Annotated in this window: 23 protein-coding genes; 9 read left to right on the top strand and 14 right to left on the bottom strand. The window is 72.8% G+C overall.

Translation table 11 applies throughout. From position 1 onward, the window contains the following. Window positions 1–285 precede the first annotated feature (285 nt). Entirely contained in the window at window positions 286–1,020 is a 735-nt protein-coding gene (locus tag AC02VZ_RS04175) for a transglycosylase SLT domain-containing protein (RefSeq protein WP_432053877.1), read from the top strand. A gap of 138 nt (window positions 1,021–1,158) precedes the next feature. Here AC02VZ_RS04175 and AC02VZ_RS04170 read toward each other — a convergent pair whose 3' ends face one another. After that, entirely contained in the window at window positions 1,159–3,702 is a 2,544-nt protein-coding gene (locus tag AC02VZ_RS04170) for an ABC transporter ATP-binding protein/permease (RefSeq protein ID WP_432053878.1), read from the bottom strand. Window positions 3,703–3,943: 241 nt separating this feature from the next. Between AC02VZ_RS04170 and AC02VZ_RS04165 the strand changes: the two genes are divergently transcribed. Together AC02VZ_RS04165 and serB are read left to right on the top strand one after the other, a co-directional pair. Further along, window positions 3,944–6,703 carry a streptophobe family protein gene (locus AC02VZ_RS04165; RefSeq protein WP_432053879.1) on the top strand — a complete coding sequence of 920 codons (2,760 nt, stop codon included), beginning with the start codon at window positions 3,944–3,946 and terminating at the stop codon, window positions 6,701–6,703. 507 nt (window positions 6,704–7,210) lie between these two features. Further along, window positions 7,211–8,419: a phosphoserine phosphatase SerB gene (gene serB / locus AC02VZ_RS04160; protein ID WP_432053880.1), complete on the top strand. Its 1,209-nt coding sequence runs from the start codon at window positions 7,211–7,213 to the stop codon at window positions 8,417–8,419. A 192-nt stretch (window positions 8,420–8,611) separates the two neighbouring features. On the opposite strand, the gene AC02VZ_RS04155 is transcribed toward serB, so the two are convergent. From AC02VZ_RS04155 to AC02VZ_RS04140, 4 genes are all read right to left on the bottom strand, one after another. Continuing rightward, window positions 8,612–9,130: a SixA phosphatase family protein gene (locus AC02VZ_RS04155; RefSeq protein WP_432053881.1), complete on the bottom strand. Its 519-nt coding sequence runs from the start codon at window positions 9,128–9,130 to the stop codon at window positions 8,612–8,614. Between the two features lie 65 nt (window positions 9,131–9,195). After that, window positions 9,196–9,405 carry a hypothetical protein gene (locus tag AC02VZ_RS04150; protein ID WP_432053882.1) on the bottom strand — a complete coding sequence of 70 codons (210 nt, stop codon included), beginning with the start codon at window positions 9,403–9,405 and terminating at the stop codon, window positions 9,196–9,198. Window positions 9,406–9,901: 496 nt separating this feature from the next. Then, window positions 9,902–10,018, bottom strand: coding sequence for an SGM_5486 family transporter-associated protein (locus AC02VZ_RS04145; RefSeq protein ID WP_362088819.1), 117 nt, complete (start codon window positions 10,016–10,018; stop codon window positions 9,902–9,904). A 35-nt stretch (window positions 10,019–10,053) separates the two neighbouring features. Then, window positions 10,054–11,595 carry a CynX/NimT family MFS transporter gene (locus tag AC02VZ_RS04140; RefSeq protein ID WP_476474518.1) on the bottom strand — a complete coding sequence of 514 codons (1,542 nt, stop codon included), beginning with the start codon at window positions 11,593–11,595 and terminating at the stop codon, window positions 10,054–10,056. Between the two features lie 82 nt (window positions 11,596–11,677). On the opposite strand from AC02VZ_RS04140, the gene AC02VZ_RS04135 reads away from it, so the two are divergent. Further along, window positions 11,678–12,373 carry a FadR/GntR family transcriptional regulator gene (locus AC02VZ_RS04135; protein ID WP_432053884.1) on the top strand — a complete coding sequence of 232 codons (696 nt, stop codon included), beginning with the start codon at window positions 11,678–11,680 and terminating at the stop codon, window positions 12,371–12,373. On the opposite strand, the gene AC02VZ_RS04130 is transcribed toward AC02VZ_RS04135, so the two are convergent. The 5 genes from AC02VZ_RS04130 to AC02VZ_RS04110 all read right to left on the bottom strand — a co-directional run bounded on the left by AC02VZ_RS04130 (window position 12,348) and on the right by AC02VZ_RS04110 (window position 15,482). After that, a complete protein-coding gene (locus AC02VZ_RS04130) occupies window positions 12,348–12,713 on the bottom strand; it encodes a hypothetical protein (RefSeq protein WP_432053885.1) in 366 nt (121 codons plus the stop codon). The genes AC02VZ_RS04135 and AC02VZ_RS04130 overlap by 26 nt on opposite strands. Before the next feature lie 454 nt (window positions 12,714–13,167). After that, window positions 13,168–13,935 (bottom strand): enoyl-ACP reductase FabI, encoded by a 768-nt coding sequence (gene fabI, locus AC02VZ_RS04125; protein WP_432053886.1) that lies wholly within the window; start codon window positions 13,933–13,935, stop codon window positions 13,168–13,170. Between the two features lie 5 nt (window positions 13,936–13,940). Then, window positions 13,941–14,645, bottom strand: a complete 705-nt coding sequence (fabG, locus tag AC02VZ_RS04120) for a 3-oxoacyl-[acyl-carrier-protein] reductase (RefSeq protein ID WP_362088824.1) — start codon at window positions 14,643–14,645, stop codon at window positions 13,941–13,943. 160 nt (window positions 14,646–14,805) lie between these two features. Further along, entirely contained in the window at window positions 14,806–15,192 is a 387-nt protein-coding gene (locus AC02VZ_RS04115) for a type II toxin-antitoxin system VapC family toxin (protein ID WP_432054073.1), read from the bottom strand. A gap of 5 nt (window positions 15,193–15,197) precedes the next feature. Continuing rightward, window positions 15,198–15,482 carry a type II toxin-antitoxin system Phd/YefM family antitoxin gene (locus AC02VZ_RS04110; RefSeq protein ID WP_019522103.1) on the bottom strand — a complete coding sequence of 95 codons (285 nt, stop codon included), beginning with the start codon at window positions 15,480–15,482 and terminating at the stop codon, window positions 15,198–15,200. A 207-nt stretch (window positions 15,483–15,689) separates the two neighbouring features. On the opposite strand from AC02VZ_RS04110, the gene AC02VZ_RS04105 reads away from it, so the two are divergent. From AC02VZ_RS04105 to tyrS, 3 genes are all read left to right on the top strand, one after another. Further along, complete coding sequence (locus AC02VZ_RS04105) at window positions 15,690–17,219, top strand: TldD/PmbA family protein (protein ID WP_432053887.1); 1,530 nt, start codon at window positions 15,690–15,692, stop codon at window positions 17,217–17,219. Between the two features lie 82 nt (window positions 17,220–17,301). Continuing rightward, the gene (locus AC02VZ_RS04100) at window positions 17,302–18,696 is read left to right on the top strand and encodes a metallopeptidase TldD-related protein (protein ID WP_432053888.1); all 1,395 of its coding nucleotides are present in this window, start codon (window positions 17,302–17,304) and stop codon (window positions 18,694–18,696) included. 99 nt (window positions 18,697–18,795) lie between these two features. Beyond that, window positions 18,796–20,064, top strand: coding sequence for a tyrosine--tRNA ligase (gene tyrS, locus AC02VZ_RS04095; RefSeq protein ID WP_432053889.1), 1,269 nt, complete (start codon window positions 18,796–18,798; stop codon window positions 20,062–20,064). 112 nt (window positions 20,065–20,176) lie between these two features. Here the strand turns inward: tyrS and AC02VZ_RS04090 are convergent, their stop codons facing one another. Beyond that, window positions 20,177–20,461: a GlsB/YeaQ/YmgE family stress response membrane protein gene (locus AC02VZ_RS04090; protein WP_432053890.1), complete on the bottom strand. Its 285-nt coding sequence runs from the start codon at window positions 20,459–20,461 to the stop codon at window positions 20,177–20,179. A gap of 245 nt (window positions 20,462–20,706) precedes the next feature. On the opposite strand from AC02VZ_RS04090, the gene AC02VZ_RS04085 reads away from it, so the two are divergent. Together AC02VZ_RS04085 and AC02VZ_RS04080 are read left to right on the top strand one after the other, a co-directional pair. Beyond that, complete coding sequence (locus tag AC02VZ_RS04085; RefSeq protein WP_432053891.1) at window positions 20,707–21,096, top strand: DUF3099 domain-containing protein; 390 nt, start codon at window positions 20,707–20,709, stop codon at window positions 21,094–21,096. A 259-nt stretch (window positions 21,097–21,355) separates the two neighbouring features. Continuing rightward, on the top strand, window positions 21,356–21,577 hold the full coding sequence (locus tag AC02VZ_RS04080; RefSeq protein WP_432054074.1) for a hypothetical protein: 222 nt from the start codon (window positions 21,356–21,358) through the stop codon (window positions 21,575–21,577). Window positions 21,578–21,611: 34 nt separating this feature from the next. Here AC02VZ_RS04080 and moaA read toward each other — a convergent pair whose 3' ends face one another. From moaA to AC02VZ_RS04065, 3 genes are all read right to left on the bottom strand, one after another. Beyond that, window positions 21,612–22,601 (bottom strand): GTP 3',8-cyclase MoaA, encoded by a 990-nt coding sequence (moaA, locus tag AC02VZ_RS04075; protein ID WP_432053892.1) that lies wholly within the window; start codon window positions 22,599–22,601, stop codon window positions 21,612–21,614. 157 nt (window positions 22,602–22,758) lie between these two features. After that, window positions 22,759–24,387 (bottom strand): solute symporter family protein, encoded by a 1,629-nt coding sequence (locus tag AC02VZ_RS04070; RefSeq protein ID WP_476474517.1) that lies wholly within the window; start codon window positions 24,385–24,387, stop codon window positions 22,759–22,761. Then, window positions 24,384–24,740, bottom strand: coding sequence for a DUF485 domain-containing protein (locus AC02VZ_RS04065; protein ID WP_362088833.1), 357 nt, complete (start codon window positions 24,738–24,740; stop codon window positions 24,384–24,386). Before AC02VZ_RS04065 ends, AC02VZ_RS04070 begins: the two co-directional genes overlap by 4 nt. Window positions 24,741–24,957 lie beyond the last annotated feature (217 nt).

Here is a 24,957-nt window from a genome sequence, read left to right as displayed (position 1 = left end):
GGGTGTGAGGCCGGGCATAGGGCGCACATCACGTACGAACAGGAGTAGGAGATACATACCGCCCACGTGAGCGGCCCGTTCAGTCCAGCTTGTACCGATTTACCCCTCCCGGGTCCACTACCCGGCTTCGTACGTCACATCTTTGCCACCCCATTTTGCTGCCGCTAAGAATGGCTGCCGTCGCTCAGCGCCGTGGGTCCTCCCCGCGGCGTTCGTGCCGGAAGCACCACTGTCCCCACCGGACGCCGAGCGACCTCCGCGCTATTCGAAGAGGTCCGACCCCCCATGCCGAAGAACATCCTCACCCGTGGTCACAGTCGCGCCCTGAGCCGCCATCACAAGATCGCCGCCGCCGGTGTCGCCGCCCTCGGCGCCGCCGCGATCGGGATCTCGGCCGTGCCGAGCGACGCGTCGACGACCGTTTCGAGCGAGGCAGCTGCTCCGGCGGCCAAGGTGGCCTACAGCACCGAGCAGATCACCGACGTCAAGGCCAGCGTCACCGACCAGCTCGCGGGCGCCAGCGTGAAGGCCGAGCAGATCGCGGCGAAGAAGAAGGCCGAGGCCCACGCGAAGGCCCAGGCCGCCGCGAAGAAGAAGGCCGCCGCGGCGAAGAAGGCGGAGCAGGCCCGCCAGGCCCAGGAGAGCGCCAGCCGCGCCGCCGAGCGCACGCAGGTGAAGAAGGCCGCCAAGAAGACCTACGCGAACAACCTCGACGGCTGGATCCGCGAGTCCCTCGACATCATGAAGAAGCACGGCATCCCCGGCTCCTACGAGGGCATCCACCGCAACATCATCCGCGAGTCCTCCGGCAACCCGAAGGCGATCAACCTCTGGGACATCAACGCCAAGAACGGCATCCCGTCCAAGGGTCTGCTGCAGGTGATCCCGCCGACGTTTGAGGCCTACCACGTCCCGGGCACCTCGAAGAACATCTACGACCCGGTCGCCAACATCACGGCCGCCTGCAACTACGCGGCGGACCGCTACGGCACCATGGACAACGTCGACAGCGCGTACTGAGGTCGGCGCGGACCTCTGTATCCCGCGTCCGACGCGCACGCACACGCCGAAGGGCGGCACCCTCCTGACCGGGTGCCGCCCTTCGGGCGTCGGGGAGCCGGACCGCGGCGGCTAGGGAAAGCAGCCGGGCCGCGGCGGCTACTTCCGCATGACCTCCGGCTCGTGGCGGCGCAGGAAGCGGGCCACGAAGAACCCGCAGATCACGCCGAGCACGATGAGCGCGCCCATGTCCATCGCCCACGCGCCGACCGTGTGCTCCCACAGCGGGTCGGTGTCGCCGGGCGTCTCCGGCGGGCTGATCCGGTTGAAGTCCAGCGTGGCGCCCGCCGCGGCGACCGCCCAACGGGACGGCATCAGGAACGAGAACTGGTTGACGCCGATCGAGCCGTGCAGCGCGAACAGACAGCCCGTGAACACCACCTGGACGATCGCGAACATCACCAGCAGCGGCATGGTCTTCTCGGCGGTCTTCACCAGCGAGGAGATGATCAGGCCGAACATCATCGAGGTGAAGCCGAGCGCCATGATCGGCAGGGAGAGCTCCAGCAGCGTGAAGCCCCCGAGGACCAGGCCCTCCTCCGGGAGCTCCCGGCTGGAGAAGCCGATCACGCCGACCAGCAGTCCCTGGAACACCGTGATCATGCCGAGGACGAACACCTTGGACATCAGGTACGCCGAGCGGGACAGGCCGGTGGCGCGCTCCCGCTCGTAGATCACCCGTTCCTTGATCAGCTCGCGCACGGAGTTCGCCGCGCCCGCGAAGCAGGCGCCGACCGCCAGGATCAGCAGCACCGTCGTCGCCGTACCGTTCGGGACGATCCGGCCGGTCTGCGGGTTGGGCGGGTTCGGCAGCAGGCCCTTGTCCGCGTCGATGAGCAGGCTGACCGCGCCGAGCACCGCCGGCAGGATCACCATCAGGGCGAGGAAGCCCTTGTCGGAGGCGATCACCGAGACGTAGCGGCGCACCAGGGTGGCGAACTGCGACATCCAGCCCTGCGGCTTCGGCGGCTTCATCGCCTGCATCGCCGGGACCTGTACGGACTGCGGGGCGACCGCGTCGATGTCCGCGGCGTACATCTGGTAGTGCTGCGAACCCTTCCAGCGGCCCGCCCAGTCGTAGTCGCGGTAGTTCTCGAAGGCGGAGAAGACGTCGGCCCAGGTGTCGTAGCCGAAGAAGTTCAGCGCCTCCTCGGGCGGGCCGAAGTAGGCCACCGAGCCGCCCGGCGCCATCACCAGCAGCTTGTCGCAGATCGCCAGCTCGGCCACCGAGTGGGTGACGACCAGCACGGTGCGGCCGTCGTCGGCGAGGCCGCGCAGCAGCTGCATGACGTCGCGGTCCATGCCCGGGTCGAGACCGGACGTCGGCTCGTCCAGGAAGATCAGCGAGGGCTTGGTCAGCAGCTCCAGCGCCACCGACACACGCTTGCGCTGGCCGCCGGACAGGGAGGTGACCTTCTTGTCCTTGTGGATGTCCAGCTTCAGCTCGCGCAGCACCTCGTCGATGCGGGACGCCCGCTCGGCGGCCGTGGTGTCGGCCGGGAAGCGCAGCTTCGCCGCGTACGTGAGGGCCTTCTTGACGCTCAGTTCCTTGTGCAGGATGTCGTCCTGCGGGACCAGACCGATGCGCTGGCGCAGCTCGGCGAACTGCTTGTAGAGGTCGCGGTTGTCGTAGAGGACCTCGCCCTGGTTCGCGGGGCGGTAGCCGGTGAGCGCCTTGAGCAGGGTCGACTTGCCCGAGCCGGAGGGGCCGATGACCGCGATCAGTGACTTCTCCGGCACGCCGAAGGAGACGTCCTTGAGGATCTGCTTGCCGCCGTCGACCGTGACGGTCAGGTGACGGGCGGAGAAGGACACCTCACCGGTGTCGACGAACTCCTCCAGCCGGTCCCCGACGATCCGGAACGTCGAGTGGCCCACGCCGACGATGTCGGTCGGGCCGAGCAGCTGCGAGCCACCCTTGGGGATCGGCACACCGTTGACGTACGTGCCGTTGTGCGAGCCGAGGTCACGGATCTCCATGCGCCCGTCGGGCGTCGCGTGGAACTCGGCGTGGTTGCGGGAGACCTGGAGGTCGGAGACGACGAGGTCGTTCTCCAGGGCGCGGCCGATGCGCATCACGCGGCCGAGGGAGAACTGGTGGAACGTGGTCGGGCTGCGGTCGCCGTAGACCGGTGCGCCCGGTCCGCCGCCGGGGCTCTGCTGCTGCGGGACCCGCGGCGCGGGCTGCTGCGGCGCGCCCTGCTGCGGCTGCGGGTGGCCGGCGTGCGCGGGCGGCTGCTGCGGCGGGGCCTGCTGCTGCCAGCCCGGATGGGCACCCGGAGCCCCCTGGGCCGCGTACGGCTGCTGCTGGGGCTGCGCCTGCTGCGGCGGCGCCTGGTGCGGCGCGGCTGCGACACCGGTCAGCGTCACGCGCGGGCCGTCGGTGGCGTTGCCCAGGTTCAGTGCCGTGTCGGAGCCGACCTCCAGATGGTGGATGCGTTGCCCCTGCACGAACGTGCCGTTGGTGCTGCCGTGGTCCACGATGACCCAACGGTGGCCGTTGAAGCTGATCGTGGCGTGCCGCCAGGAGACCCTGGCGTCGTCGAGCACGACATCGCCCTGCGGATCGCGTCCCAGGGCGTAGGTCCTGGACGGATCGAGCGTCCAGGTACGTCCGTTTGATTCCAGTACGAGTTCCGGCACTCCATGCCCCACTGAGTTGTCCCCCGATTTTCCCCCGTCGCAGGGAGTCTAGGGATGTCGAACATCGGGGGGCACTATTCCAGGGTCGCCCCCCTGACCGAAAGTCGGGCCTTGTCACGAGCCCGCACCAACGTTTTTCGACCCATCACGCCGACGGGGTTGAAATCGGCCCGGAGCGTGGTAATCCAGGCGAGGGGGACATGCGCGGCAACCGTGCCGCGCCGGGGACGGGGGGTTCGCCATGGGGGCTGCCACGCGTGCGGGCACCGCGGGACGGGACGGCGGGCGGGTGCCCTGGATGGACGTCGTGATCTGCGCGGTCACGGCGGTCGGCTGGGCGCTGATCGGGATGGCCGGCACGGCGGCGCTGGGCCTGCACCTGCTGGACGCGGACGCGGCGGGCGCCCTCGGACCCATGACGGCGGCGGTGGTGGCGCTGGGGGCCGGCGGTTCGGTCACGCCGTCCGCCGACGTGTCCGTGTCCGGGCCGACCGACGTGTTCGGATCGGCCGAGTCGTTCGGGCCGGCCGACGTGCTCGGACCGGCCGAGTCGTTCGGGCCGGCCGACGTGTCGGCGTTCGGGCCGGCCGATGTGTCCGCGTTCGGGCTGTCGGGCGCGGAGGCGACCACCGCGGTCGCGATCACGCCACTGGGCGTGAGCCTGGTCGGCGCGCTGCTGCTGGCCCTCGTCCTCCTGCGGTCGCTGCGGTCGGCGGGGAGGGGAGGGACGGTCCCGGTGGCCGAACTGGCCGCCCGGACCGGGGCGGTGGTCGTGCTGTGCGCGGCGATGGCGGGCGGGCTGGTCTGGGCGGGCGACGACGTCATCGTCGTGGACGGCGGCTCGCTGGGGCTCGGCGGTCTGCCCGGCTGGGACGGGGGTGGCGGGATCGACCTGCCGGGCCTGGGCGATCTCGGGGAGGCCGGCGTGCCGGTGCCGGACGGGGCCGGTGACCTCGTCGGGGCGGAGGCCGCGATGGGATACCGCGTCGACGCGGTGCCGACGGTGCTCGGCGCCGCGCTGTGGGCCCTCGGGGTGTCGGCCGTCGCCCTGGCGGCCTCGCGCCGTACGCCCCTGCCGCGCGGGTGGGAAGCGGTGCACCGGACGGTGCGCCCGGCGGTGTCCGCCCTCGTCACCGTGCTGCTGGTGGCGGTGGCGGCGGGGTGCGCGGCGGCCGGCTACGCGGCCGTGGGCGACGACCGGCCGCAGCGGATCGTGGGGGCTGCGCTGCTGGGGGCGCCGAACGGGGTGTGGCTCGGTCTGCCGGTGGGCCTGGGCGTGCCCTGGGACGGGCGGGCTTCGGGAGCGCTGCTCGGGGCGCTGCCGCATCCGCTGGACGAGCTGCTGCGGGACGGGGCCGGGGGGTCCGTCACCCTGGGGAGGCTGGCCGAGCTCGACGAGCGGGTGTGGCTGCTGGGCGTCGCGTCCGCCGTGGCGATGCTGCTGGCGGGCGTGCTGACGGCGGCGCGCACGCCGGCCATGGGAACACCGGCCGCCTTCGCCGGGCACTGCGCCCTGCGCCTGGGCGCGGCCACCGCCGTCGCGCTCCCGGTGCTGGTGCGGCTGACGCGGGCGTCGGTCGACGCCTCGCTGACCGTCCTCGGCTTCGACGCCTTCGACGCCGGGCTGCGGTTGCACGGCGACACGGGCACGGCCCTGCTGCTGGGCGCCGCGTGGGGCGCGGGCGCGGGGGGCGCGGGCGCGCTGCTGGCTCGTGCGGCGGGCACCCGGGCGGCGGCCTCGGCGGCAGGGGGCGGCTTCGGTGGCGCGGGGGGCGGCGCCGGTGCGGGGGCGGGGGCAACGGCGGTGGGTTCCGGGGGCGCGGGCGGTGCGGGAGGTGTGGGAGGCGTGGGCAGTGTGGGAGGCGCGGGAGGCGCGGTCGTCGCCGGGGGGTCGGGGCAGGCGGGGTGGAGGTGGTCCGGGTCGTCCGGACCGGTCGCGTCGTCCGGGTGGCCCCGGGGGTCCGGGGAGTCCGGGAGGTCCGCGGACGGTGCGGGGTATGACGGCGGCTGTGAGGCCGGGGCGGCGGGCGGTGCGTCGGCGGGCCCCGGGGAACAGGGCGGGGCAGTCGGGGGCGGGGCGGGGCTCAGCGGGAAGCGTCGGGAGGGGGCCGGCGGGGAGGGCGGGGGCCGGGCGGGCAGCGGTCGAACCGGCGAGGGCCGGGTGACGTCCGACCGGGCGGGCGAAGACCAGGTGAGTTTCGGCCAAGCCGGCGATGGTCGAGTGCGCTTCGGGCGGGCGGGCGACGGCCGGACGGGCACCGATCGGGGGGATGCGGGACGGGAGGGTCGGGACCGGGAGGTCGGGGTGCGGCGCGGGCCGTACACGCCGGGAACGCCGTACCGACCGCCGAACCCGGACACGAACCCGTATCTGCGGATGCCCGGGGCGGAGGAGCCCGGCGGGCCGAGGGACGCGCGTCCGTCCGACGGGTGGCCCGCACCGGCGGACGGCCGAGCCGAGGCGCAAGGCCGACCGGAGGCCCACCGCTCCGACGTTCCGTCCGGGACGGATGTACATGGGCCCGGAGCCCCGTCCTGGCCGAACGCACACGGCGCCGGGGACCCGACCCGACGGGAGACGCACAGCCCCGAAGCCCCTTTCCTGCCGGATGCACACGGCACCGGGGACCCGACCCGACGGGCTCGGCCGCGGGGTGACGGGGACGCCGGGGCCGAGGGGTTCCGGCCGCCGTCGTGGGTGGCCCGGCCACCGTCCGGGAACCCCCGGCCGCCCGGTGCGGACCCGGCTCCGCCGGAACCCACGGAGCCCGCCCCTCCCGGCGACTCCGGCAATGCCGACGGCTCCGGCGGCTCCGGCGGCTCCGGTGAGGCCGACGTCCACGGGGCGCCCACCGTGATCCGGCCCGTCGAGCCGCCCCGGCGCGGACAGCAGGGCAGCGGCGCCGCACGGAGGCGCTCCCCGCGGCGACCGGACGACGGACCACCCCCTCCGCCACCGCCCCCTCCCCCGGCACCGCGCGCGCCGGGCGGCGGAGGCTGACCCGGGAGCCGAAGCTTGAAGCTGCCCGCTTCCCGGGGGCCTCCGCCCCAGGGTTCTTGCCCGCAGGGCCTCCTGTGGCCGGGTTTCTGCTGCACGGACCCCCGGCGTCCTGGGGGCTTCCGCTCTCCTCATCCCCGACCCGGGAGCCGCCCCTCCCGGCTCCCCGGCCCCCCGCCCCGCGTCCCTCCCCGCCCGCGGACACTGCTGCCGGACGAGCCAGCCGCTCCCCCGTCACCGGCGGCCCGGACGACGGTCCCGGACGGTGGCCTCCACGGCGGTCACGGCCACGGTCCGGCGCTCGGGCCATGCCGCTCCCGTCCTCGTACCGACGGGGTCCTCCCCCGGGCCCCCGGCTCCCCCGAGGCCCCGCCCGCGTCGTCGTTCCGACGTTCGCGCCCGGCTGCCCTTCGGCTGCCCGACGGCCGCCCGTCCCGCCGGTCGTCGGCCTGTCCGTCAGGCGGACCGAGGCGGCGGGGGGCACGGGGTGCCGGATACGGTAAGACCACCATGAGCGCATCGCAGACCACCGACGTACCCACTCTCCTTGTCAAGATCTTCGGCAAGGACAGGCCGGGCATCACGGCCGGCCTCTTCGACACCCTCGCCGCCTACTCGGTCGACGTCGTCGACATCGAGCAGGTCGTCACCCGTGGCCGTATCGTGCTGTGCGCGCTCGTGACCGAGCCGCCCCGGGGCCTGGAGGGACATCTGCGGGCCACCGTGCACAGCTGGGCGGAGTCGATGAAGCTGCAGGCGGAGATCATCTCCGGCATCGGCGACAACCGTCCGCGCGGGCTGGGCCGTTCCCTGGTCACCGTGCTGGGCCATCCCCTCACCTCCGAGGCGGCGGCGTCGATCGCCGCCCGCATCACCGACGCTGGCGGCAACATCGACCGGATCTTCCGCCTCGCCAAGTACCCGGTCACCGCCGTGGAGTTCGCGGTGTCGGGGGTGGAGACCGAGCCGCTGCGCACCGCGCTGGTGACCGAGTCCGCACGGCTCGGGGTCGACGTGGCGGTCGTCGCGGCCGGGCTGCACCGGCGGGCGCAGCGCCTGGTCGTCATGGACGTGGACTCCACGCTCATCCAGGACGAGGTGATCGAGCTGTTCGCCGCCCACGCGGGCTGCGAGGACAAAGTGGCCGACGTGACGTCCGCCGCCATGCGCGGCGAGTTGGACTTCGAGCAGTCCCTGCACGCCCGGGTGGCGCTGCTGGAGGGGCTGGACGCGTCCGTGGTGGACAAGGTGCGCAGCGAGGTCCGGCTGACGCCCGGTGCGCGCACCCTGATCCGCACGCTCAAGCGGCTGGGCTACCAAGTCGGCGTGGTGTCCGGCGGGTTCACCCAGGTCACGGACGACCTCAAGGAACGGCTGGGGCTGGACTTCGCCCATGCGAACACCCTGGAGATCGTCGACGGGAAGCTGACGGGCCGGGTCACCGGGGAGATCGTCGACCGGCCGGGCAAGGCACGGCTGCTGCGTCGGTTCGCGGCGGAAGCGGGGGTGCCGCTCTCCCAGACGGTGGCGATCGGCGACGGCGCCAACGACCTGGACATGCTGAACGCGGCCGGTCTCGGGGTGGCCTTCAACGCCAAGCCGGTGGTGCGCGAGGCGGCCCACACGGCGGTCAACGTGCCCTTCCTGGACACGGTGCTGTATCTGCTGGGCATCACGCGCGAGGAGGTCGAGGCGGCGGACACCATCGACCTCGCCTGAGCGGACCGCCGCCCTCCCCGCGGCACACGGGACAGCCCACCGAGCAGCCCACACGGGACACGGCACGGCCCGGACCCGCGCGCTACGCCGCGTGTCCGGGCCGTGCACCGTGTGTGAGAGGTCCGGCATCGCTTCTCACCGGGTGCGGCACCGCTTCCCGCCGGGCACCGGACGCCCGTCAGGCGGGGGACGTCACTCGCTGGGCGCCCAGTAGTCGACCAGCGTGGCGACGCCCGGCTCCAGGGACTTCCAGGAACCGGTGAAGGACAGCACGGCGAAGGCCGCGGCGGGGTAGCCCCGGCGGTTCATGCGCTCGCGGGCGTCCGCCTCGTCCGAGCCGGCCAGGATGTCGGCGAGGCCCTGGATGCCGGGGTTGTGGCCGACCAGCAGGACGTTCTGCGCGTCGTCGGAGGTCTCGTTCAGCAGGGCGATCAGCTCGCCGGGCGACGCCTCGTAGATCCGCTCCTCGTAGACGGTTTTCGGTCGCTGCGGGAATTCCTGGACCGCCAGCTTCCAGGTTTCCCGGGTGCGGGTCGCGGTGGAGCACAGGGCCAGGTCGAAGGCGATGTCGGAGTCGGCCAGCTTGCGACCGGCGACTGCCGCGTCCATGCGGCCCCGCTCGGCGAGCGGGCGCTCATGGTCGTTGACCGGGGGCCAGTCGGCCTTCGCATGCCGGAAGAGGACAATCCTGCGGGGTTCTGCGACGCTCATGTCACCCAGCTTCGCATGAAACAGGCCACGAGGCGCAGGGAGTTGAAGGCCCTCCCCCGAGGGGCTCACCGGCCCATGAGCTGCTGCGCGCGTTCGACGAGGTGCGCTATCGCGGGTTCGCCGCCCGCCGCGTGGGCCTCGGCGGGGTTCAGGACGAGGGTCAGCAGCGTCACGAAGGCGAGCGCGGGCAGGGCCAGGGCCCACCAGGGCAGCCGGGCGCCGGCGCCGCCGCCCTGCGGGGCGGGACGGGGCCGGGGATGGGTGCGCGCCGTCATGAGGGCCTCCGCTCCGCGAGGAATCCGTTCCGAGGACCGCGTCCCGCGGCCACATCTCGAAGGTACGGACCCGGCGGGCACCAACCCATCAGGTGATCCACCCACTTGACCCTGAGCCTGTCCCCCTAGGGGATACGGGGGCGAGCCCCACCACGCACCGGACGGCCCGGGCCCCCGGGGCGGACGGCACGGCCGAGACGCCGGGGCGAAGGGAGCACCGGGCGGGCAGAAGGGCAGGGGCGGTGGATGTCCTCCCCGGGGCGGCAGAGGCGGTGGACGCCCTCCCCCCGCGGCGGCAGGGCACCCGGGAGGGGCACCCGCGACGACCGGACCGCCTCGGCCTCGGTTCGTCGGGAACGGCCGGGGCGACCGCGCAGGACAGCCCGGCCGACCGCGCGGGACCGGCGGGGCGACCGCCCAGGACAGCTCGAACGTCCGCGCGGGATGGGCCGGCCGACCGCGCGGGCCAGCGGGCCACCGCGCGGGTAGCCGTGCGTCAGGGGGCGAGCAAGCTGGCGACGACGCCGATGACGATGAAGATGGCGAAGAACGAGCCGAAGACCAGGAGGAGCTTCTTCTGGCCGTTCTGCGGGTTCGGGTCGAGGACTGGCATGGGGCCAGTCTCGCATCCCCGGCGCGGGGGCTCGCTCAGCGCGCCGTCTCCTCCTCCACCGTGCGGGGACGGCCGGCCAGGTAGCCGAACACGGTCTGCGGCACCAGCAGGGCGGCCATCAGCCCGATCGGGAGCCCCCAGCCGCCGCTGTGCTGGTAGAGCACGCCGACCAGCAACGGTCCCGGGATGGAGATCAGGTAGCCGGTGCTCTGCGCGAAGGCGGACAGCTGGGCGACGCCGGCGCCGGTCCGGGCGCGCATGCCGACCAGGGTCAGCGCGAGCGGGAAGGCGCAGCCGGCGATGCCCAGCAGCAGCGCCCAGGCCCACGCGCCGGCGGCCGGGGCGAAGTGGAGACCGGCGTACCCGGCGAGACCGCTGGCGCCGAGCACGAGGACGATCGGTCCCTGGTGGGGCAGCCGGGTGGCCAGCCGGGGTATCACGAAGGCCAGCGGCACGCCCATCACCATGGTGACGGCGAGCAGCAGCCCGGCCGTGCCGGCGGGGACACCGGCGTCCCGGAAGATCTGCGGCATCCACCCCATGGTGATGTAGGCGGCGGTGGCCTGGAGCCCGAAGAAGACGGCCAGGGCCCAGGCGGTGGGGCTCCGGGAGATGCGGGGCGGAGCCGCCTCCGCGCGCGGACCGGGCACAGACGCGGGCGCCCCGGGACCGGGCACGGAGGCGGGCGCCTGTCCGGCAGGCGTCTCCCCGGCGGACACCGCCCCGGTAGCCCCGGCCCCCGCCGAAACCGCCCCGCCGGGAGCGGCCCCCGACTCCGCCGCCACCCCGGCAGCTCCCGCCTCCCCCGGCGCGCCCCCGACCGCCCGGCCCCCACCGCGCCCGCCAGAGGTGTCCGCGCCCCCGACCCCCCGGCCCCGGCCGCGCCCGCCGTCGGTGTCCGCGTCGCCGCCCCGCACGAACGCCAGCCAGGGCAGGACGGCCACGGCGGCGAGGGCGGACCAGAGGACGAGCCCCGACCGCCAGTGGCCGCCGAGCAGCTCGGTCGCCGGCACCGTGACGGCGGCGGCGGTCGAGGTGCCGAGGGCGAGGGCCATGGAGTACAGGCCCGTCATGGAGCCGATCCGGTCCGGGAACCAGCGCTTGACGATGACGGGCATCAGGACGTTGCTGACGGCGATGCCCATCAGGGCCAGCGCGGTGCCCGCGAGGAACCCGGCCGTGCCGCCCGCGAAGGGGCGGACGAGCAGACCGGCGGCGATGGCGGCCATGCCGCCGCACACCACCGCACCGGGGCCGAAACGGCGGGCGAGGCGCGGGGCGGTGACGCCGAAGACGGCGAAGCACAGCGGGGGCACGGAGGTCAGCAGTCCGGCCACGCTGCCGCTCATGCCGAGCGCGACGCGGACCTCCTCCAGCAGGGCGCCGAGGCTGGTGATGGCGGGCCGCAGGTTGAGGGCGGCGAGGACGACGGCCACGACCAGCAGGCGGGCGGTCCACCCGTGCGGTCGGGGGGAGGGAGCCGGACCGCGTGTCCGGGATGGCGGTACGGGCCGGGATCCGGCCGGGGTGTCTCCGGTCGTCGTGGACGCGAGCGCCCGGGTCTCTTCGCCAGCCATGGGGCCCATCATAGAATCATGGGATGATTGCCTGTCCACTGTCCGGCCGCCGCCCGGCCGCCCCCGTGTGCGAAGGTGAGCCATGCCCCTGAGCCATCCGCGTCGCGCGGCCCTGTCCGAGCAGGTCATCGCCGCACTGCGCGCGCAGATCACCACGGGTGAGTGGCCGGTCGGCTCCCGCATCCCGACCGAGCCGGAGCTGGTCGAGCAGCTCGGCGTGGCCCGGAACACGGTCCGCGAGGCGGTCCGTGCCCTCGCGCACAACGGTCTGCTGGACATCCGCCAGGGATCGGGCACGTACGTGGCGGCGACGAGCGAACTGGCGGGCGTCATGCACCGCCGCTTCGCCGACGCCGACCCCCGGCACGCGGCCGAACTGCGCTCCGCGCTGGAGTCGGCGGCGGCACGGCTGGCCGCACAGCGGCGGACGGAGAAGGACCTCAAACAGCTGGACGCCCTGCTGCTGCGCCGCGAGGAGGCGTGGGAGTCGGGCGAGGCCGAGGCGTTCGTGGCGGCGGACGCCACCTTCCACCTGGCGGTGGTGGCGGCCTCCCACAACGACGTGCTGACGGCGATGTACGCGGACCTGGGCGAGGTGCTGCGGGACTGGCTGCGCGACGACGTGGGCGCGGAGCTGTCCCCGGAGACACACATGGAGCACGGGCGCCTGGTGGACGCGATCCGCGCCGGTGACGCGGCGGCGGCGGCCGAGGTGGCCGCCGCCTATCCGCTGGCGTGCCGTCCGGGCCGGGTCACGGCTCCGCCTTCCGGTGGCTGACCCAGGCGGCGCCGACCTCCTTCCAGCAGCGACCGGTCAGGCGCACCGTCTGCGCCGGCCCGGCGGCCACCGGGGTGCTGTCGGCGTCGAGGTCCCACCAGCGGACGCACTCGACGTGCAGACTCACGCGGTCGATGACGGGATAGGGGTTGTGGCAGTACGCGGTCACGCTGGATCCGTCGACCCGGATCCGGCAGGCGGCGCCGAACGGATCGTCCGCGGCCGGCTTCCGGGGTGCGGTCTGCGCGGACCGCCCGGCCGTGTGCGGGAACGCCTGATACGGCAGGGCCAGGACGAGGGCGGCGGCAAGGGTCGCTGAGGCCAGACGGTGGACGCGCACGACGGGACCTCCTCGGCGTGGCTGGGGAGGGCAAAAAGCGCGACGGACGTGTCCTCCACGGTGCCTGGTCCCGGGCCCCTCCCGCCCGGATTGCTGCGCCGTTCGGGTGAACGGGCGGAGGGCGCAGGCAGCACCACAAGCGGCCCCCGGGAAGGGGGAGAACCGCGCCGCACAAGGCTTCGGCAACGGCGGGACAGCGCCTCGCGGCCGTCCGGGGACCCGGCCCCCCGGGCGGTACGGACAGGCTCCGGGCAGCACGCACAGGCCCCCGGACGGTACGGACAGGCCCCCGGGCAACGCACGGAACCCCGGGCGGTACGGACAGGCCCCGGCGGTACGGACGGACTCCCGCCGCGCGGCACGCCGCGGGCCCGCACCCACCGTGAGAACCCGAGGTGGGTGCGGGCCCGCGTGCCGTGTTCGGCCGGAACGGACCGGGTGCGGTCCGGGCGGATCAGGCTCCGACGGCGTGCAGACCGCCGTCGACGTGGACGATCTCGCCGGTGGTCTTCGGGAACCAGTCGCTCAGCAGGGCGACGACACCGCGGCCGGCCGGCTCCGGGTCCTTCAGGTCCCACTCCAGCGGGGCGCGGGTGTCCCACACGGAGGCCAGCTCGGCGAAGCCCGGGATGGACTTGGCCGCCATGGAGCCGATCGGGCCCGCGGAGATGAGGTTGCAGCGGATCTTCTGCTTGCCCAGGTCGCGCGCCATGTACCGGTTGGTGGCCTCCAGCGCGGCCTTGGCCGGGCCCATCCAGTCGTACTGCGGCCAGGCGTACTGCGCGTCGAAGGTGAGGCCCACGACGGAGCCGCCGTTCTGCATCAGCGGCAGGCAGGCCATGGTCAGGGACTTCAGGGAGAAGGCCGAGACGTGCATGGCGGTGGAGACCGACTCGAACGGCGTGTTCAGGAAGTTGCCGCCGAGCGCGTCCTGCGGCGCGAAGCCGATGGAGTGCACCACGCCGTCGAGCCCGCCGAGTTCCTCGCCCACGACGTCCGCGAGACGGCCCAGGTGCTCGTCGTTGGTCACGTCGAGCTCGATGACCTTGGTGGGCTTGGGCAGCTTCTTGGCGATGCGCTCGGTCAGGGTGGGCCGCGGGAACGCGGTCAGGATGATCTCGGCGCCCTGCTCCTGGGCGAGCTTGGCGGTGTGGAACGCGATGGAGGACTCCATCAGCACACCGGTGATCAGGACGCGCTTGCCCTCGAGAATTCCGCTCATGTCGTTCAGTGACCCATTCCCAGTCCGCCGTCAACGGGAATGACGGCTCCAGTGATGTACGAGGCGTCGTCGGAGGCGAGGAACCGCACCGTCGCGGCGACCTCCTCCGGCTGCGCGTACCGGCCGAGCGGTACCTGCGACACGATCTTCGTGCGCTGCTCCTCCGTGAGCACCTTGGTCATGTCGGTGTCGACGAAGCCGGGCGCCACGACGTTGAAGGTGATGTTGCGGGACCCCAGCTCACGGGCGAGGGAGCGCGCGAAGCCGACCAGGGCGGCCTTGGAGGCGGCGTAGTTCGCCTGCCCCGCGGAGCCCGCCAGACCGACCACCGAGGAGATCAGCACCACGCGGCCCTTCTTGGCGCGCAGCATGCCCCGGTTGGCGCGCTTCACGATGCGGAAGGTGCCGGTGAGGTTGGTGTCGACGACGGAGGTGAAGTCCTCCTCGGACATGCGCATCAGGAGCTGGTCCTTGGTGACGCCCGCGTTGGCGACGAGCACCTCGACCGGGCCGTGCTGGGCCTCGATCTCCTTGTAGGCCTGCTCCACCTGCTCGGGGTCGGTGATGTCGCAGCGGACCGCGAGGAAGCCGGCCGGCGGCTCACCCGAGCGGTACGTGATGGCGACCTGGTCGCCGGCGTCGGCGAATGCACGGGCGATGGCGAGGCCGATGCCCCGGTTGCCTCCGGTGACGAGAACCGAGCGGCTCAACGGATCACCCTTTCGATAGCGGTCGGAATCCCCCGCCCGAACACCTGGATGACAGGCGGCTTCCCCGAAAACCTATCGGTCGGGAGGCGCCCCGGGACATTCGGGCACCGACAGTGGCGCCCATGGGCTCCTGTCGGGTTCCTACAGTCGGGCGCCGCTGTCAGTCCGGCATACCCGGTGCATGAGCCGCCAGCCCCTCGGCGCGAGCGGTCTCGAGCATCCTGCGGTCGTAGGTCACCAGGGCGGTCAGGTCGTCCCGCAGGGAAAGTGCGCTGGCGACGTGAATCGCGTCCAGCGTCTTCAGACGCCCGACCAGCAGAGCCGCCGCATCGCGCACCTCCCGGGTCAGGAGAATCTCGGTGATCCGTGCGTCCAGGTCCTCCATGGCCTTGGGGAAGTGCCCCATGAGGTCCAGAGTCCGTACGGTCTCCACGAAACCGAGCGTGCTGGTGGCCAACGGCTCCGTGGCCCGCTCCTGGAGGAAGGTGTCCAGCACGCCCCAGTGGCTGCGGCGGGTCATCCAGGTGACCAGCGCGGACGTGTCCATGTAGATCAACGGTCGTCCTCTTCGCGCTCGGCCAGCAGGAGCGCCACGGGATCGACGTCTTCCGGCACCTCGTAGTGCGGCATGCTGTGCCGCTCTGCGGCGGTGACCGGCTTCAACTTGATCTTCCCCTGCGCCACCAGGTGCGCGTACCGCTCCATCGGACTGCCGGCCGGTGACAGTATCGCGATCACGTTGCCGTGCCGGGTCACCTCGATCGCCTCGCCCTTCTCGACGCGGGCGAAGACCGCGCTCGGGTTGTACGAGAACTCGCGGACGGAAATGGTACTCATGACGACCCCTCGGTTGTGCCTACATAGCATTCACTGTAACCACAAAAGAGGGGTCCGCGTCACGGCTGGATGATCCCGTACCCGTGTTCGGCGCTGCGGCTCCGAGCCACGCGCCCGCCCTCCCGTCACCGCCGCATTGGCACGCCGGCGCCCTGGGACCGTGGTTCACTCACCCGGACCACGCCATGAACGAAGGGGAAGCCCTACATGGACCATGAGATGGATCAGTCATTCCTCGCCCTGCCGCTGCGCCCCCTCGCCGACGCCGCGCTGGCCCGCGCGCGGTCGCTGGGGGCGGCACACGCCGACTTCCGGCTGGAGCGGGTGCGCAGCGCGTCCTGGAGCCTGCGGGACGCCCGGCCCGCCGGGACGTCGGACACCACCGACCTCGGCTACGCGGTGCGGGTGGTGCACGGCGGGGCCTGGGGGTTCGCCTCCGGGGTGGACCTGACGCCGGACGCCGCCGCCAAGGTCGCCTCGCAGGCGGTGGCGATGGCGCAGCTGTCCGCGCGGGTGGTCCGGGCGGCGGGGGCGGGGCCCGGCGGTCCGGTGGAGCTGGCCGACGAGCCGGTGCACGCGGAGAAGACCTGGGTGTCGTCGTACGAGGTCGATCCGTTCTCGGTGCCGGACGAGGAGAAGGCCGGGCTGCTCGCCGAGTGGAGCGCCCGGCTGCTGGCGGCGCGCGGGGTCGACCACGTCGACGCGTCGCTGCTCACCGTGCACGAGAACAAGTTCTACGCCGACACCGCCGGGACCGTGACCACGCAGCAGCGGGTCCGGCTGCACCCGTCGTTCACGGCGGTGTCCGTGGACGACTCCAGCGGGGAGTTCGACTCCATGCGCACCCTGGCGCCGCCCGTGGGGCGCGGCTGGGAGTACCTGACCGGCACCGGCTGGGACTGGGACGAGGAGCTGGAGCGGCTGCCGGAGCTGCTCGCGGAGAAGATGCGGGCGCCGAGCGTGGAGCCGGGGCTGTACGACCTGGTCGTCGACCCGTCCAACCTGTGGCTGACCATCCACGAGTCGATCGGGCACGCCACGGAGCTGGACCGGGCGCTCGGCTACGAGGCGGCGTACGCGGGGACGTCGTTCGCCACCTTCGACCAGCTGGGGAAGCTGCGGTACGGCTCGGAGCTGATGAACGTCACCGGTGACCGCACCGCCGAGCACGGGCTGGCGACCATCGGCTACGACGACGAGGGCGTCGAGGCGCAGTCCTGGGACCTGGTGAAGAACGGCACGCTGGTCGGTTACCAGCTGGACCGGCGGATCGCGCGGCTCACCGGCTTCGAGCGGTCCAACGGGTGCGCGTTCGCGGACTCCCCGGAGCACGTGCCGGTGCAGCGGATGGCGAACGTGTCGTTGCGGCCCGATCCGGCCGGGATGTCCACGGAGGACCTGATCGGCGGCGTGGAGCGGGGCATCTACGTGGTCGGGGACCGGTCGTGGAGCATCGACATGCAGCGCTACAACTTCCAGTTCACCGGCCAGCGGTTCCACCGCATCGAGAACGGGCGGCTGGTGGGGCAGCTGCGGGACGTGGCCTACCAGGCGACGACGACCGACTTCTGGGGCTCCATGGCGGCGGTCGGCGGCCCGCAGACGTATGTGCTGGGCGGGGCGTTCAACTGCGGCAAGGCCCAGCCGGGGCAGGTCGCGGCGGTCTCGCACGGCTGCCCCTCGGCCCTGTTCCGGGGTGTCAACATCCTCAACACGACTCAGGAGGCGGGTCGATGAGCGGCGGGACGGGGACCGGCCGGGGGTCCGGGGGTCGTCCCCCGGGACAGCACAGTCTCAACACGACTCAGGAGGCCGGTCGATGAGCGGGCGCACCAGCAAGCCGCACGAGATCGTGGAGCGCGCGCTCGCGCTGTCCCGGGCCGACGGGTGCGTGGTGATCGCCGACGAGCGGTCGACCGCCAATCTGCGCTGGGCGGGCAACGCGCTCACCACCAACGGGGTCACGCGCGGACGCACCCTGACCGTGGTGGCCACGGTGGACGGACGGGACGGCACCGCCTCCGGGGTCGTGTCGCGGTCGGCCGTGACCGCCGAGGAGCTGGAGCCGCTGGTGCGGGCCGCCGAGGCGGCGGCGCGCGGGGCCGGGCCCGCGGAGGACGCCCGGCCGCTGGTGACCGGGGTGCCCGCGGCCCCGGACTTCACGGAGGCGCCGGCCGTGACCTCGTCGACGGTGTTCACGGAGTTCGCCCCGGCGCTCGGGGAGTCGTTCGCCCGGGCCCGGGCGGGCGGGCGCGAGCTGTACGGGTTCGCCCACCACGAGATGGTGTCCAGCTACCTCGGCACGTCGACGGGGCTGCGGCTGCGGCACGACCAGCCGAACGGGACGCTGGAGCTGAACGCCAAGTCGCCGGACCGTACCCGGTCGGCGTGGGCGGGGCGCTCCACCCGGGACTTCACGGACGTGGACCCCCGGACGATGGACGCCGAGCTGGCGGTGCGGCTCGGCTGGGCCGAGCGGCGCCTGGAGCTGCCCGCGGGCCGGTACGAGACGCTGCTGCCGCCGACGGCGGTGGCGGACCTGCTGATCTACCAGCTGTGGTCGGCCTCCGGACGGGACGCGGCCGAGGGCCGCACGGTGTTCTCCGCGCCCGGCGGCGGCACCCGGATCGGCGAGCGGCTCACCGGGCTGCCGCTGACGCTGCGCAGCGACCCGCACGAGCCGGGCCTTCAGTCGGCGCCGTTCGTGCTGGCGCACTCCTCCGGGGGCGACCGCTCGGTGTTCGACAACGGGCTGCCGCTGGCGGCCACGGAGTGGATCCGTGAGGGCGAGCTGAGGCACCTGACCACCAGCCGGCACAGCGCGGAGCTGACCGGGCTGCCGGTGACGCCGGGGATCGACAACCTGATCCTGGAGGGCGGCCGGAACCGCTCGTTGGAGGAGATGGTCGCGGACACCGGGCGCGGGCTGCTGCTGACCTGCCTGTGGTACATCCGCGAGGTGGATCCGGCGACGCTGCTGCTGACCGGTCTGACCAGGGACGGCGTCTACCTGGTGGAGAACGGCGAGGTGACCGGGGAGGTCAACAACTTCCGGTTCAACGAGTCGCCGGTGGACCTGCTGGGGCGGGCGGCGGAGGCGGGGCGGACGGAGAAGACGCTGCCCAGGGAGTGGAGCGACTGGTTCACCCGGGCCGCGATGCCCGCGCTGCGCATCCCCGATTTCAATATGAGCTCGGTCAGCCGGGGCGTATAACCTCGTAGGCGTCCGCGTCCGGCCGCCGGCCGGCCGGACGCGCGGAGCCGAGCACCCTCGGCCCCTTTCTTCCGGCATCACCTAGGAGACACGAGAACCGTGACGGACATCGTCGACGAGCTGCAGTGGCGCGGGCTGTTCGCCCAGTCCACCGACGAGGACGCATTGCGCAAGGCGCTCGCGGACGGTCCCGTCACCTTCTATTGCGGCTTCGACCCGACCGCGCCGTCCCTGCACGTGGGGCATCTGGTGCAGGTGCTCACCCTGCGCCGGCTCCAGCAGGCCGGGCACCGGCCGCTGGCCCTCGTCGGCGGGGCGACGGGCCAGATCGGTGACCCGCGGCCGACCGCGGAGCGCACGCTGAACTCGCCGGAGACGGTGGCCGGCTGGGTGGAGCGGCTGCGCCGCCAGATCGAGCCGTTCCTGTCCTTCGAGGGCGAGAACGCGGCCGAGATGGTCAACAACCTGGACTGGACGCAGAACCTGTCGGCCATCGAGTTCCTGCGGGACGTCGGCAAGCACTTCCGCGTCAACAAGATGCTGACGAAGGACTCGGTCGCCCGGCGGCTGGAGTCCTCCGAGGGCATCAGCTACACCGAGTTCAGCTACCAGCTGCTGCAGGCCATGGACTTCCTCCAGCTCTACCGGAGGTACGGCTGCACGCTCCAGCAGGGCGGCAGCGACCAGTGGGGCAACCTCACGGCGGGCCTGGACCTGATCCACCGGCTGGAGCCGGAGGCCACGGTGCACGCGTACGCGACCCCGCTGATGACGAAGGCGGACGGCACCAAGTTCGGCAAGACCGCGAGCGGCGCGGTCTGGCTGGACCCGGAGATGACGACGCCGTACGCGTTCTACCAGTTCTGGCTGAACGTGGACGACCGGGACATCTCGGGCTACATGCGCATCCTGTCCTTCCGGTCCCGTGAGGAGCTGGAGGAGCTGGAGCGGCAGACCGCGGAGCGCCCGCAGGCCCGTGCCGCGCAGCGGGCGCTGGCGGAGGAGCTGACCACGCTGGTGCACGGCGCGGACCAGACGGCCGCCGTGATCGCCGCCTCGAAGGCGCTGTTCGGCCAGGGCGAGCTGGCGGATCTGGACGAGCGCACGCTGGCCGCGGCGCTCTCCGAGGTGCCGCACGTGCGGGTCGCGGAGCCGGCCCCGGTGGTGGACCTCTTCGCGGAGGTCGGCCTGGTGGCCAGCAAGTCGGCCGCGCGGCGCACGGTGAAGGAGGGCGGCGCCTACGTGAACAACGCGAAGGTCACCGCCGAGGACGCCGTCCCGGCGCGCGAGGACCTGCTGCACGGGCGCTGGCTGGTGCTGCGCCGGGGCAAGAAGAACCTGGCGGCCGTGGAGGTCACGGCCGGCTGAGCCACAGGGATGGGCGAGGGGGCGGTTCCCGAGGGCGGGAGCCGCCCCCTCGCCGTCACCCTCGCCCTCCTGGCCGCCCCCTCGCCGTCCCGCTCGCCCTTTCCGTGCCGGGTCAGGTCGGCCGGCGTTCGTGCTTCCGGCGCTGCATCGCGTTGTAGATCATCTCCACGAAGAGCACGACGACGATGGCCGCGCCCAGCTGGAAGATGTGCCGCCCCCAGTCGATGCCACGGGTCTCCTCGATCCCGAAGCCCCGCGCGATGGCGTTGCCGACGACAGCGCCGACCATGCCGCAGAGGGTGGCCAGCCACAGCGGGATGTGCTGCTTGCCGGGGATCACCGCCTTGGCGAGCAGGCCGAGCACGAATCCCACGATGATCGCCCACAACCAGCCCATGACTGCCTCCTCGTACGGCTTGACGCGTGCATCACGGCCAGTGTCGGCCCCGGCCCGGCCTGCCGCATGCCGGGCGGTGCCGTACGCGCGACACAGCGGCCGGGCGCGGGGGTGAAGGGGTCGCCCCGGTAGTGGCCCGGCGGCCGGGCGGGCGTAACGTGGTGGATGTCCGGGCCCGGTGTCCCCGATCGGTCGCGGAGCGGTCAGGGACGGGGAAGTCCGATACGGGCGGGTGGTGGATTGTGATGCCGAAGCAGCATGGCGCCCAGGTGTTCCGGATCACCGGTGCCCGGGCGGGTCTCCAGGACGACGTGCGGGCGCGGCAGCGCCGGTACGTGATCTCGATGACCGTCCGTACGATCTCGGTCATCCTCGCCGCGGTGCTGTGGAACGTGGAGAAGCACGTCGCGATCGTGGCCCTGGTCCTCGGCGCGGTGCTGCCGTACATCGCGGTGGTGATCGCCAACGCGGGCCGGGAGAACGCTCCTTCCCTGCCGTCGACCTTCGTGACCACGCCGATGCGGCCCATGATCACGCCGCCGCCCGGGGAGGACGGCGCCCCGGCGGACGACCCGCGGGACGCCAGGCCGCGGACCGCCGCGGAAGCGGGTGCGGAGCGTTCCGAAGGGCCGTGACCGCCGGGTACGGACAGGTGGACGGCGGGAGCGGAAGCAGGTTCTGCGCCAAGCTCAGGAAAAGCTCAGATCAATCATGGTGTTCCGGTGCCGGTGCCGGGGTGACCCGTGACATACTTCGTACGCGCTCCGCATCCCCCGTCGGAGCGACGGACCGACGCCGGGCAGCTCCCCCCGTGGCTGCTCGGCGTCGCCTTGTGTGCGGGGCCGTCGCCCCGCCGGGGACGGGTGAGGGGGCCGGGTTAGGGTCGGCGGTGTGATGGTCCCCGATCCCGAGACGCCGATCTGTTCCGCCAAGGGCTGCCGCACTGCCGCCGCCTGGGTGCTGGCCTGGAACAACCCGAAGGTGCACACGCCCGAGCGGCGCAAGACCTGGCTCGCCTGCGAGGAGCACCGGGAGCACCTGTCGCAGTTCCTGGACGTGCGGGGGTTTCTGAAGGACGTCGTCCCCTTCGCCGAGTGGCAGGCCCGGGAGACCTGAGACTGAGCGGGCCCGGAGCCCGTTCTGCGGGTGCTCAGCCGCCGATGGCGGACATCGGCCGGTCCGGCTGGACGAAGGACGGGTCGTCGAGGCCCGCGCCGGCCTTCTTGCCCCACATCGCCTGCCGCCAGACGCGGGCGATCTCCTCGTCCGGGGCGCCGGAGCGCAGGGCGGCGCGCAGGTCGGTCTCCTCGGTGGCGAACAGGCAGGTGCGGACCTGCCCGTCGGCGGTGAGGCGGGTCCGGTCGCAGGCCGCGCAGAACGGGCGGGTGACGGAGGCGATGACGCCCACCCGGTGCGGGCCGCCGTCGACGAGCCAGCGCTCGGCGGGTGCCGAGCCGCGGGCCTCGGAGCCCTCGGGGGTCAGCTCGAAGCGGGTGCGCAGAGAGGCCAGGATGTCCCCGGCCGTGACCATGCCCTCGCGCTTCCAGCCGTGCTGGGCGTCCAGTGGCATCTGCTCGATGAAGCGCAGCTCGTAGTCGTGCTCCACGGCCCAGGCGAGCAGGTCGGGCGCCTCGTCGTCGTTGAGGCCCGGCATGAGGACGGCGTTGACCTTCACGGGGGTCAGACCGGCCTCGCGGGCCGCGTGCAGGCCGTCGGTGACGTCGTGGTGGCGGTCGCGGCGGGTGAGGCGCTTGAAGACGTCCGGGCGGAGCGTGTCCAGGGAGACGTTCACCCGGTCCAGGCCCGCCCGCTTCAGGGCGTCGGCGGTGCGGCGCAGGCCGATGCCGTTGGTGGTGAGGGAGATCTGCGGGCGGGGCTCCAGGGCGGCGACCCGTTCAACGATGCCCACCAGGCCGGGCCGCAGCAGGGGCTCCCCGCCGGTGAAGCGGACCTCCTCGATGCCGAGGGAGGTGACGGCGACGCCGACCAGGCGGACGATCTCGTCGTCGGTGAGCAGGTCGGGCTTGGCGAGCCACTGCAGGCCCTCCTCGGGCATGCAGTAGGTGCAGCGCAGGTTGCACCGGTCGGTGAGCGAGACCCTCAGATCGGTGGCCACTCGGCCGTAGGTGTCGATGAGCACGTGGGCCCCCTCCCTCGACGCGGATCGCTGACATCCCGTACCTGCGAGCGTACGTGACGGCACCGACGGCCACAGCCGCCCGATGCGACGAGAACGACGACGGCCGCGTCGTGGGGACCTGGAGGTTCCTACGACGCGGCCGTCGGGCCGGGGTGGCTCAGTGGGCGCCGGCGCCGGTGAGGGACCGGACCTCCAGCTCCGCGAACTTCTCGGTGTCCGGCTCCTCCTTGGACAGGACGGTGCCGAGCCAGCCGAGCAGGAAGCCGGCCGGGATGGAGATCAGGCCCGGGTTCTTCAGCGGGAACCACGCGAAGTCGACGTCGGGGAACATCGACGTGGGGTCGCCGGAGACGACGGGCGAGAACAGCACCAGGCCGACGGCGATGATCAGACCGCCGTAGATGGACCACAGCGCGCCCTGGGTGGTGAACCGCTTCCAGAACAGGCTGTAGAGGATGGTCGGCAGGTTGGCCGAGGCGGCGACCGCGAAGGCGAGCGCGACCAGGCCGGCCACGTTCAGGTCACGGGCGAGGGCGCCCAGGGCGATGGACACGACGCCGATGAGGACCGTGGCCAGGCGGGCCGCCCGCATCTCCTCCTTCTCGGTGGCCCGCCCCTTGCGGATGACGTTGGCGTAGATGTCGTGCGCGAAGGAGGACGAGGAGGCGAGGGTGAGGCCCGCGACCACGGCCAGGATGGTCGCGAAGGCGACCGCCGAGATGGTGGCGAGCAGGATCGCGCCCCAGGTGGAGTCGACGCCGCCGAGGTGCAGGGCGAGCAGTGGGGCGGCCGTGTTGCCGGACGGGTTGGACTCGATGATCTCGGTGCGCGAGATGAGGGCCGCGGCGCCGAAGCCGAGGGCGATGGTCATCAGGTAGAAGCCGCCGATGATGCCGATGGCCCAGTTCACGGACTTCCGGGCGGCCTTGGCGTTGGGCACCGTGTAGAAGCGGATCAGGATGTGCGGCAGGCCGGCGGTGCCGAGCACCAGGGCGATACCGAGGGAGATGAAGTCCAGCTTGGTGGTGCCGCTGGCGCCGTACTGCAGGCCGGGCTCCAGGAAGGCGGCGCCCGCGCCGCTGTTCTCGGCGGCCTTGCCGAGCAGGTCGGAGATGTTGAAGTTGAACTTCAGCAGGACCAGGAAGGTGATCAGGATGGTGCCGCCGATGAGCAGCACGGCCTTGATCATCTGCACCCAGGTGGTGCCCTTCATGCCGCCGATGGAGACGTAGACGATCATCAGGACGCCGACCAGGGCGACGATGAGGATCTTGCCCGCGTCGGAGGTGATGCCGAGCAGCAGCGAGACCAGGACGCCCGCGCCGGCCATCTGGGCGAGCAGGTAGAAGATCGACACGACGATGGTCGAGGTGCCGGCGGCGGTGCGCACCGGGCGCTGGCGCATCCGGTAGGCGAGGACGTCGCCCATGGTGTAGCGGCCGGAGTTGCGCAGCGGCTCGGCGACCAGCAGCAGCGCGACCAGCCAGGCGACCAGGAAGCCGATGGAGTAGAGGAAGCCGTCGTAGCCGAAGAGGGCGATGGCGCCGGCGATGCCGAGGAAGGACGCGGCGGACATGTAGTCGCCGGAGACGGCGAGCCCGTTCTGGAAGGCGCTGAACTGGCGGCCGCCGGCGTAGAAGTCGGCGGCGTCCTTGGTCTGGCGCCCGGCCCAGACGGTGATGCCGAGGGTGGCGACGACGAACAGCGCGAACAGGGTGATGATCAGGCCGCGGTGCTCGCTGGCCTCGTTCGCGGCGAGGGTGACGTGGGCGATCGAGGGGCTCATGCGCCGCCCTCCATACGGGTCTTGATGGCTTCGGCCTTCGGGTCGAACTTGGCGGCGGCGTGGCGGGAGTACCACCAGGCGATGGCGAACGTGGTGACGAACTGCAGGACGCCGAAGACGAAGGCGACGTTGATGTTGCCGAACAGCTCGGTGCCCATGAAGCCGCCCGCGTAGTTGGACAGCAGGACGTACAGCAGGTACCAGGCGATGAAGGCGACGGTCAGCGGGAACGCGAAGGAGCGGTGCGTGCGGCGCAGTTCGGCGAACTCCGCGCTCTGCTGAACCTCGGTGAACTCCTCCGGCGTCGGGAGTTTGGTCTCTGCTGTCGAGGGGGGCGGTGCTTCGGCGGCCACGGAGTCTCCTCGCGATCGTGCGGTCCGACAGGGACGGAGGCGAGTGTCCTCGCGCTCCCTGCCCAAGGGCACGGCGCCCGGCCGGGGGTGGTTCAAACGGGTTCTGCTTCTTTCCGGCCGGCCGGACGCGTCGGCCGGGGGCGTCGGACCGGGGGCCGGAGGGGAGGCGGGGGCGGCGGCGGGTGGGAGGCGGGTGCGGGGGCGGGCGCGACCGGGC

It is taken from the genome of Streptomyces sp. 3-6 (assembly GCF_056323165.1).
This window is presented reverse-complemented; position numbering and strand designations above follow the sequence as displayed.

Bases quoted from the DNA above. Each gene is read 5' to 3' on its own strand.
- AC02VZ_RS04115 (WP_432054073.1), bottom strand. From the start codon at position 15,192: ATGGACACGTCCGCGCTGGTCACCTGGATGACCCGCCGCAGCCACTGG.
- AC02VZ_RS04070 (WP_476474517.1), bottom strand. From the start codon at position 24,387: ATGAGCCCCTCGATCGCCCACGTCACCCTCGCCGCGAACGAGGCCAGC.
- serB (WP_432053880.1), top strand. From the start codon at position 7,211: ATGAGCGCATCGCAGACCACCGACGTACCCACTCTCCTTGTCAAGATC.
- AC02VZ_RS04080 (WP_432054074.1), top strand. From the start codon at position 21,356: ATGGTCCCCGATCCCGAGACGCCGATCTGTTCCGCCAAGGGCTGCCGC.
- AC02VZ_RS04150 (WP_432053882.1), bottom strand. From the start codon at position 9,405: ATGACGGCGCGCACCCATCCCCGGCCCCGTCCCGCCCCGCAGGGCGGC.
- AC02VZ_RS04140 (WP_476474518.1), bottom strand. From the start codon at position 11,595: ATGGCTGGCGAAGAGACCCGGGCGCTCGCGTCCACGACGACCGGAGAC.
- AC02VZ_RS04110 (WP_019522103.1), bottom strand. From the start codon at position 15,482: ATGAGTACCATTTCCGTCCGCGAGTTCTCGTACAACCCGAGCGCGGTC.
- AC02VZ_RS04085 (WP_432053891.1), top strand. From the start codon at position 20,707: ATGCCGAAGCAGCATGGCGCCCAGGTGTTCCGGATCACCGGTGCCCGG.
- AC02VZ_RS04175 (WP_432053877.1), top strand. From the start codon at position 286: ATGCCGAAGAACATCCTCACCCGTGGTCACAGTCGCGCCCTGAGCCGC.
- AC02VZ_RS04165 (WP_432053879.1), top strand. From the start codon at position 3,944: ATGGGGGCTGCCACGCGTGCGGGCACCGCGGGACGGGACGGCGGGCGG.
- fabI (WP_432053886.1), bottom strand. From the start codon at position 13,935: ATGAGCGGAATTCTCGAGGGCAAGCGCGTCCTGATCACCGGTGTGCTG.
- AC02VZ_RS04090 (WP_432053890.1), bottom strand. From the start codon at position 20,461: ATGGGCTGGTTGTGGGCGATCATCGTGGGATTCGTGCTCGGCCTGCTC.
- AC02VZ_RS04135 (WP_432053884.1), top strand. From the start codon at position 11,678: ATGCCCCTGAGCCATCCGCGTCGCGCGGCCCTGTCCGAGCAGGTCATC.
- AC02VZ_RS04155 (WP_432053881.1), bottom strand. From the start codon at position 9,130: ATGAGCGTCGCAGAACCCCGCAGGATTGTCCTCTTCCGGCATGCGAAG.
- AC02VZ_RS04100 (WP_432053888.1), top strand. From the start codon at position 17,302: ATGAGCGGGCGCACCAGCAAGCCGCACGAGATCGTGGAGCGCGCGCTC.
- AC02VZ_RS04145 (WP_362088819.1), bottom strand. From the start codon at position 10,018: ATGCCAGTCCTCGACCCGAACCCGCAGAACGGCCAGAAGAAGCTCCTC.
- AC02VZ_RS04105 (WP_432053887.1), top strand. From the start codon at position 15,690: ATGGACCATGAGATGGATCAGTCATTCCTCGCCCTGCCGCTGCGCCCC.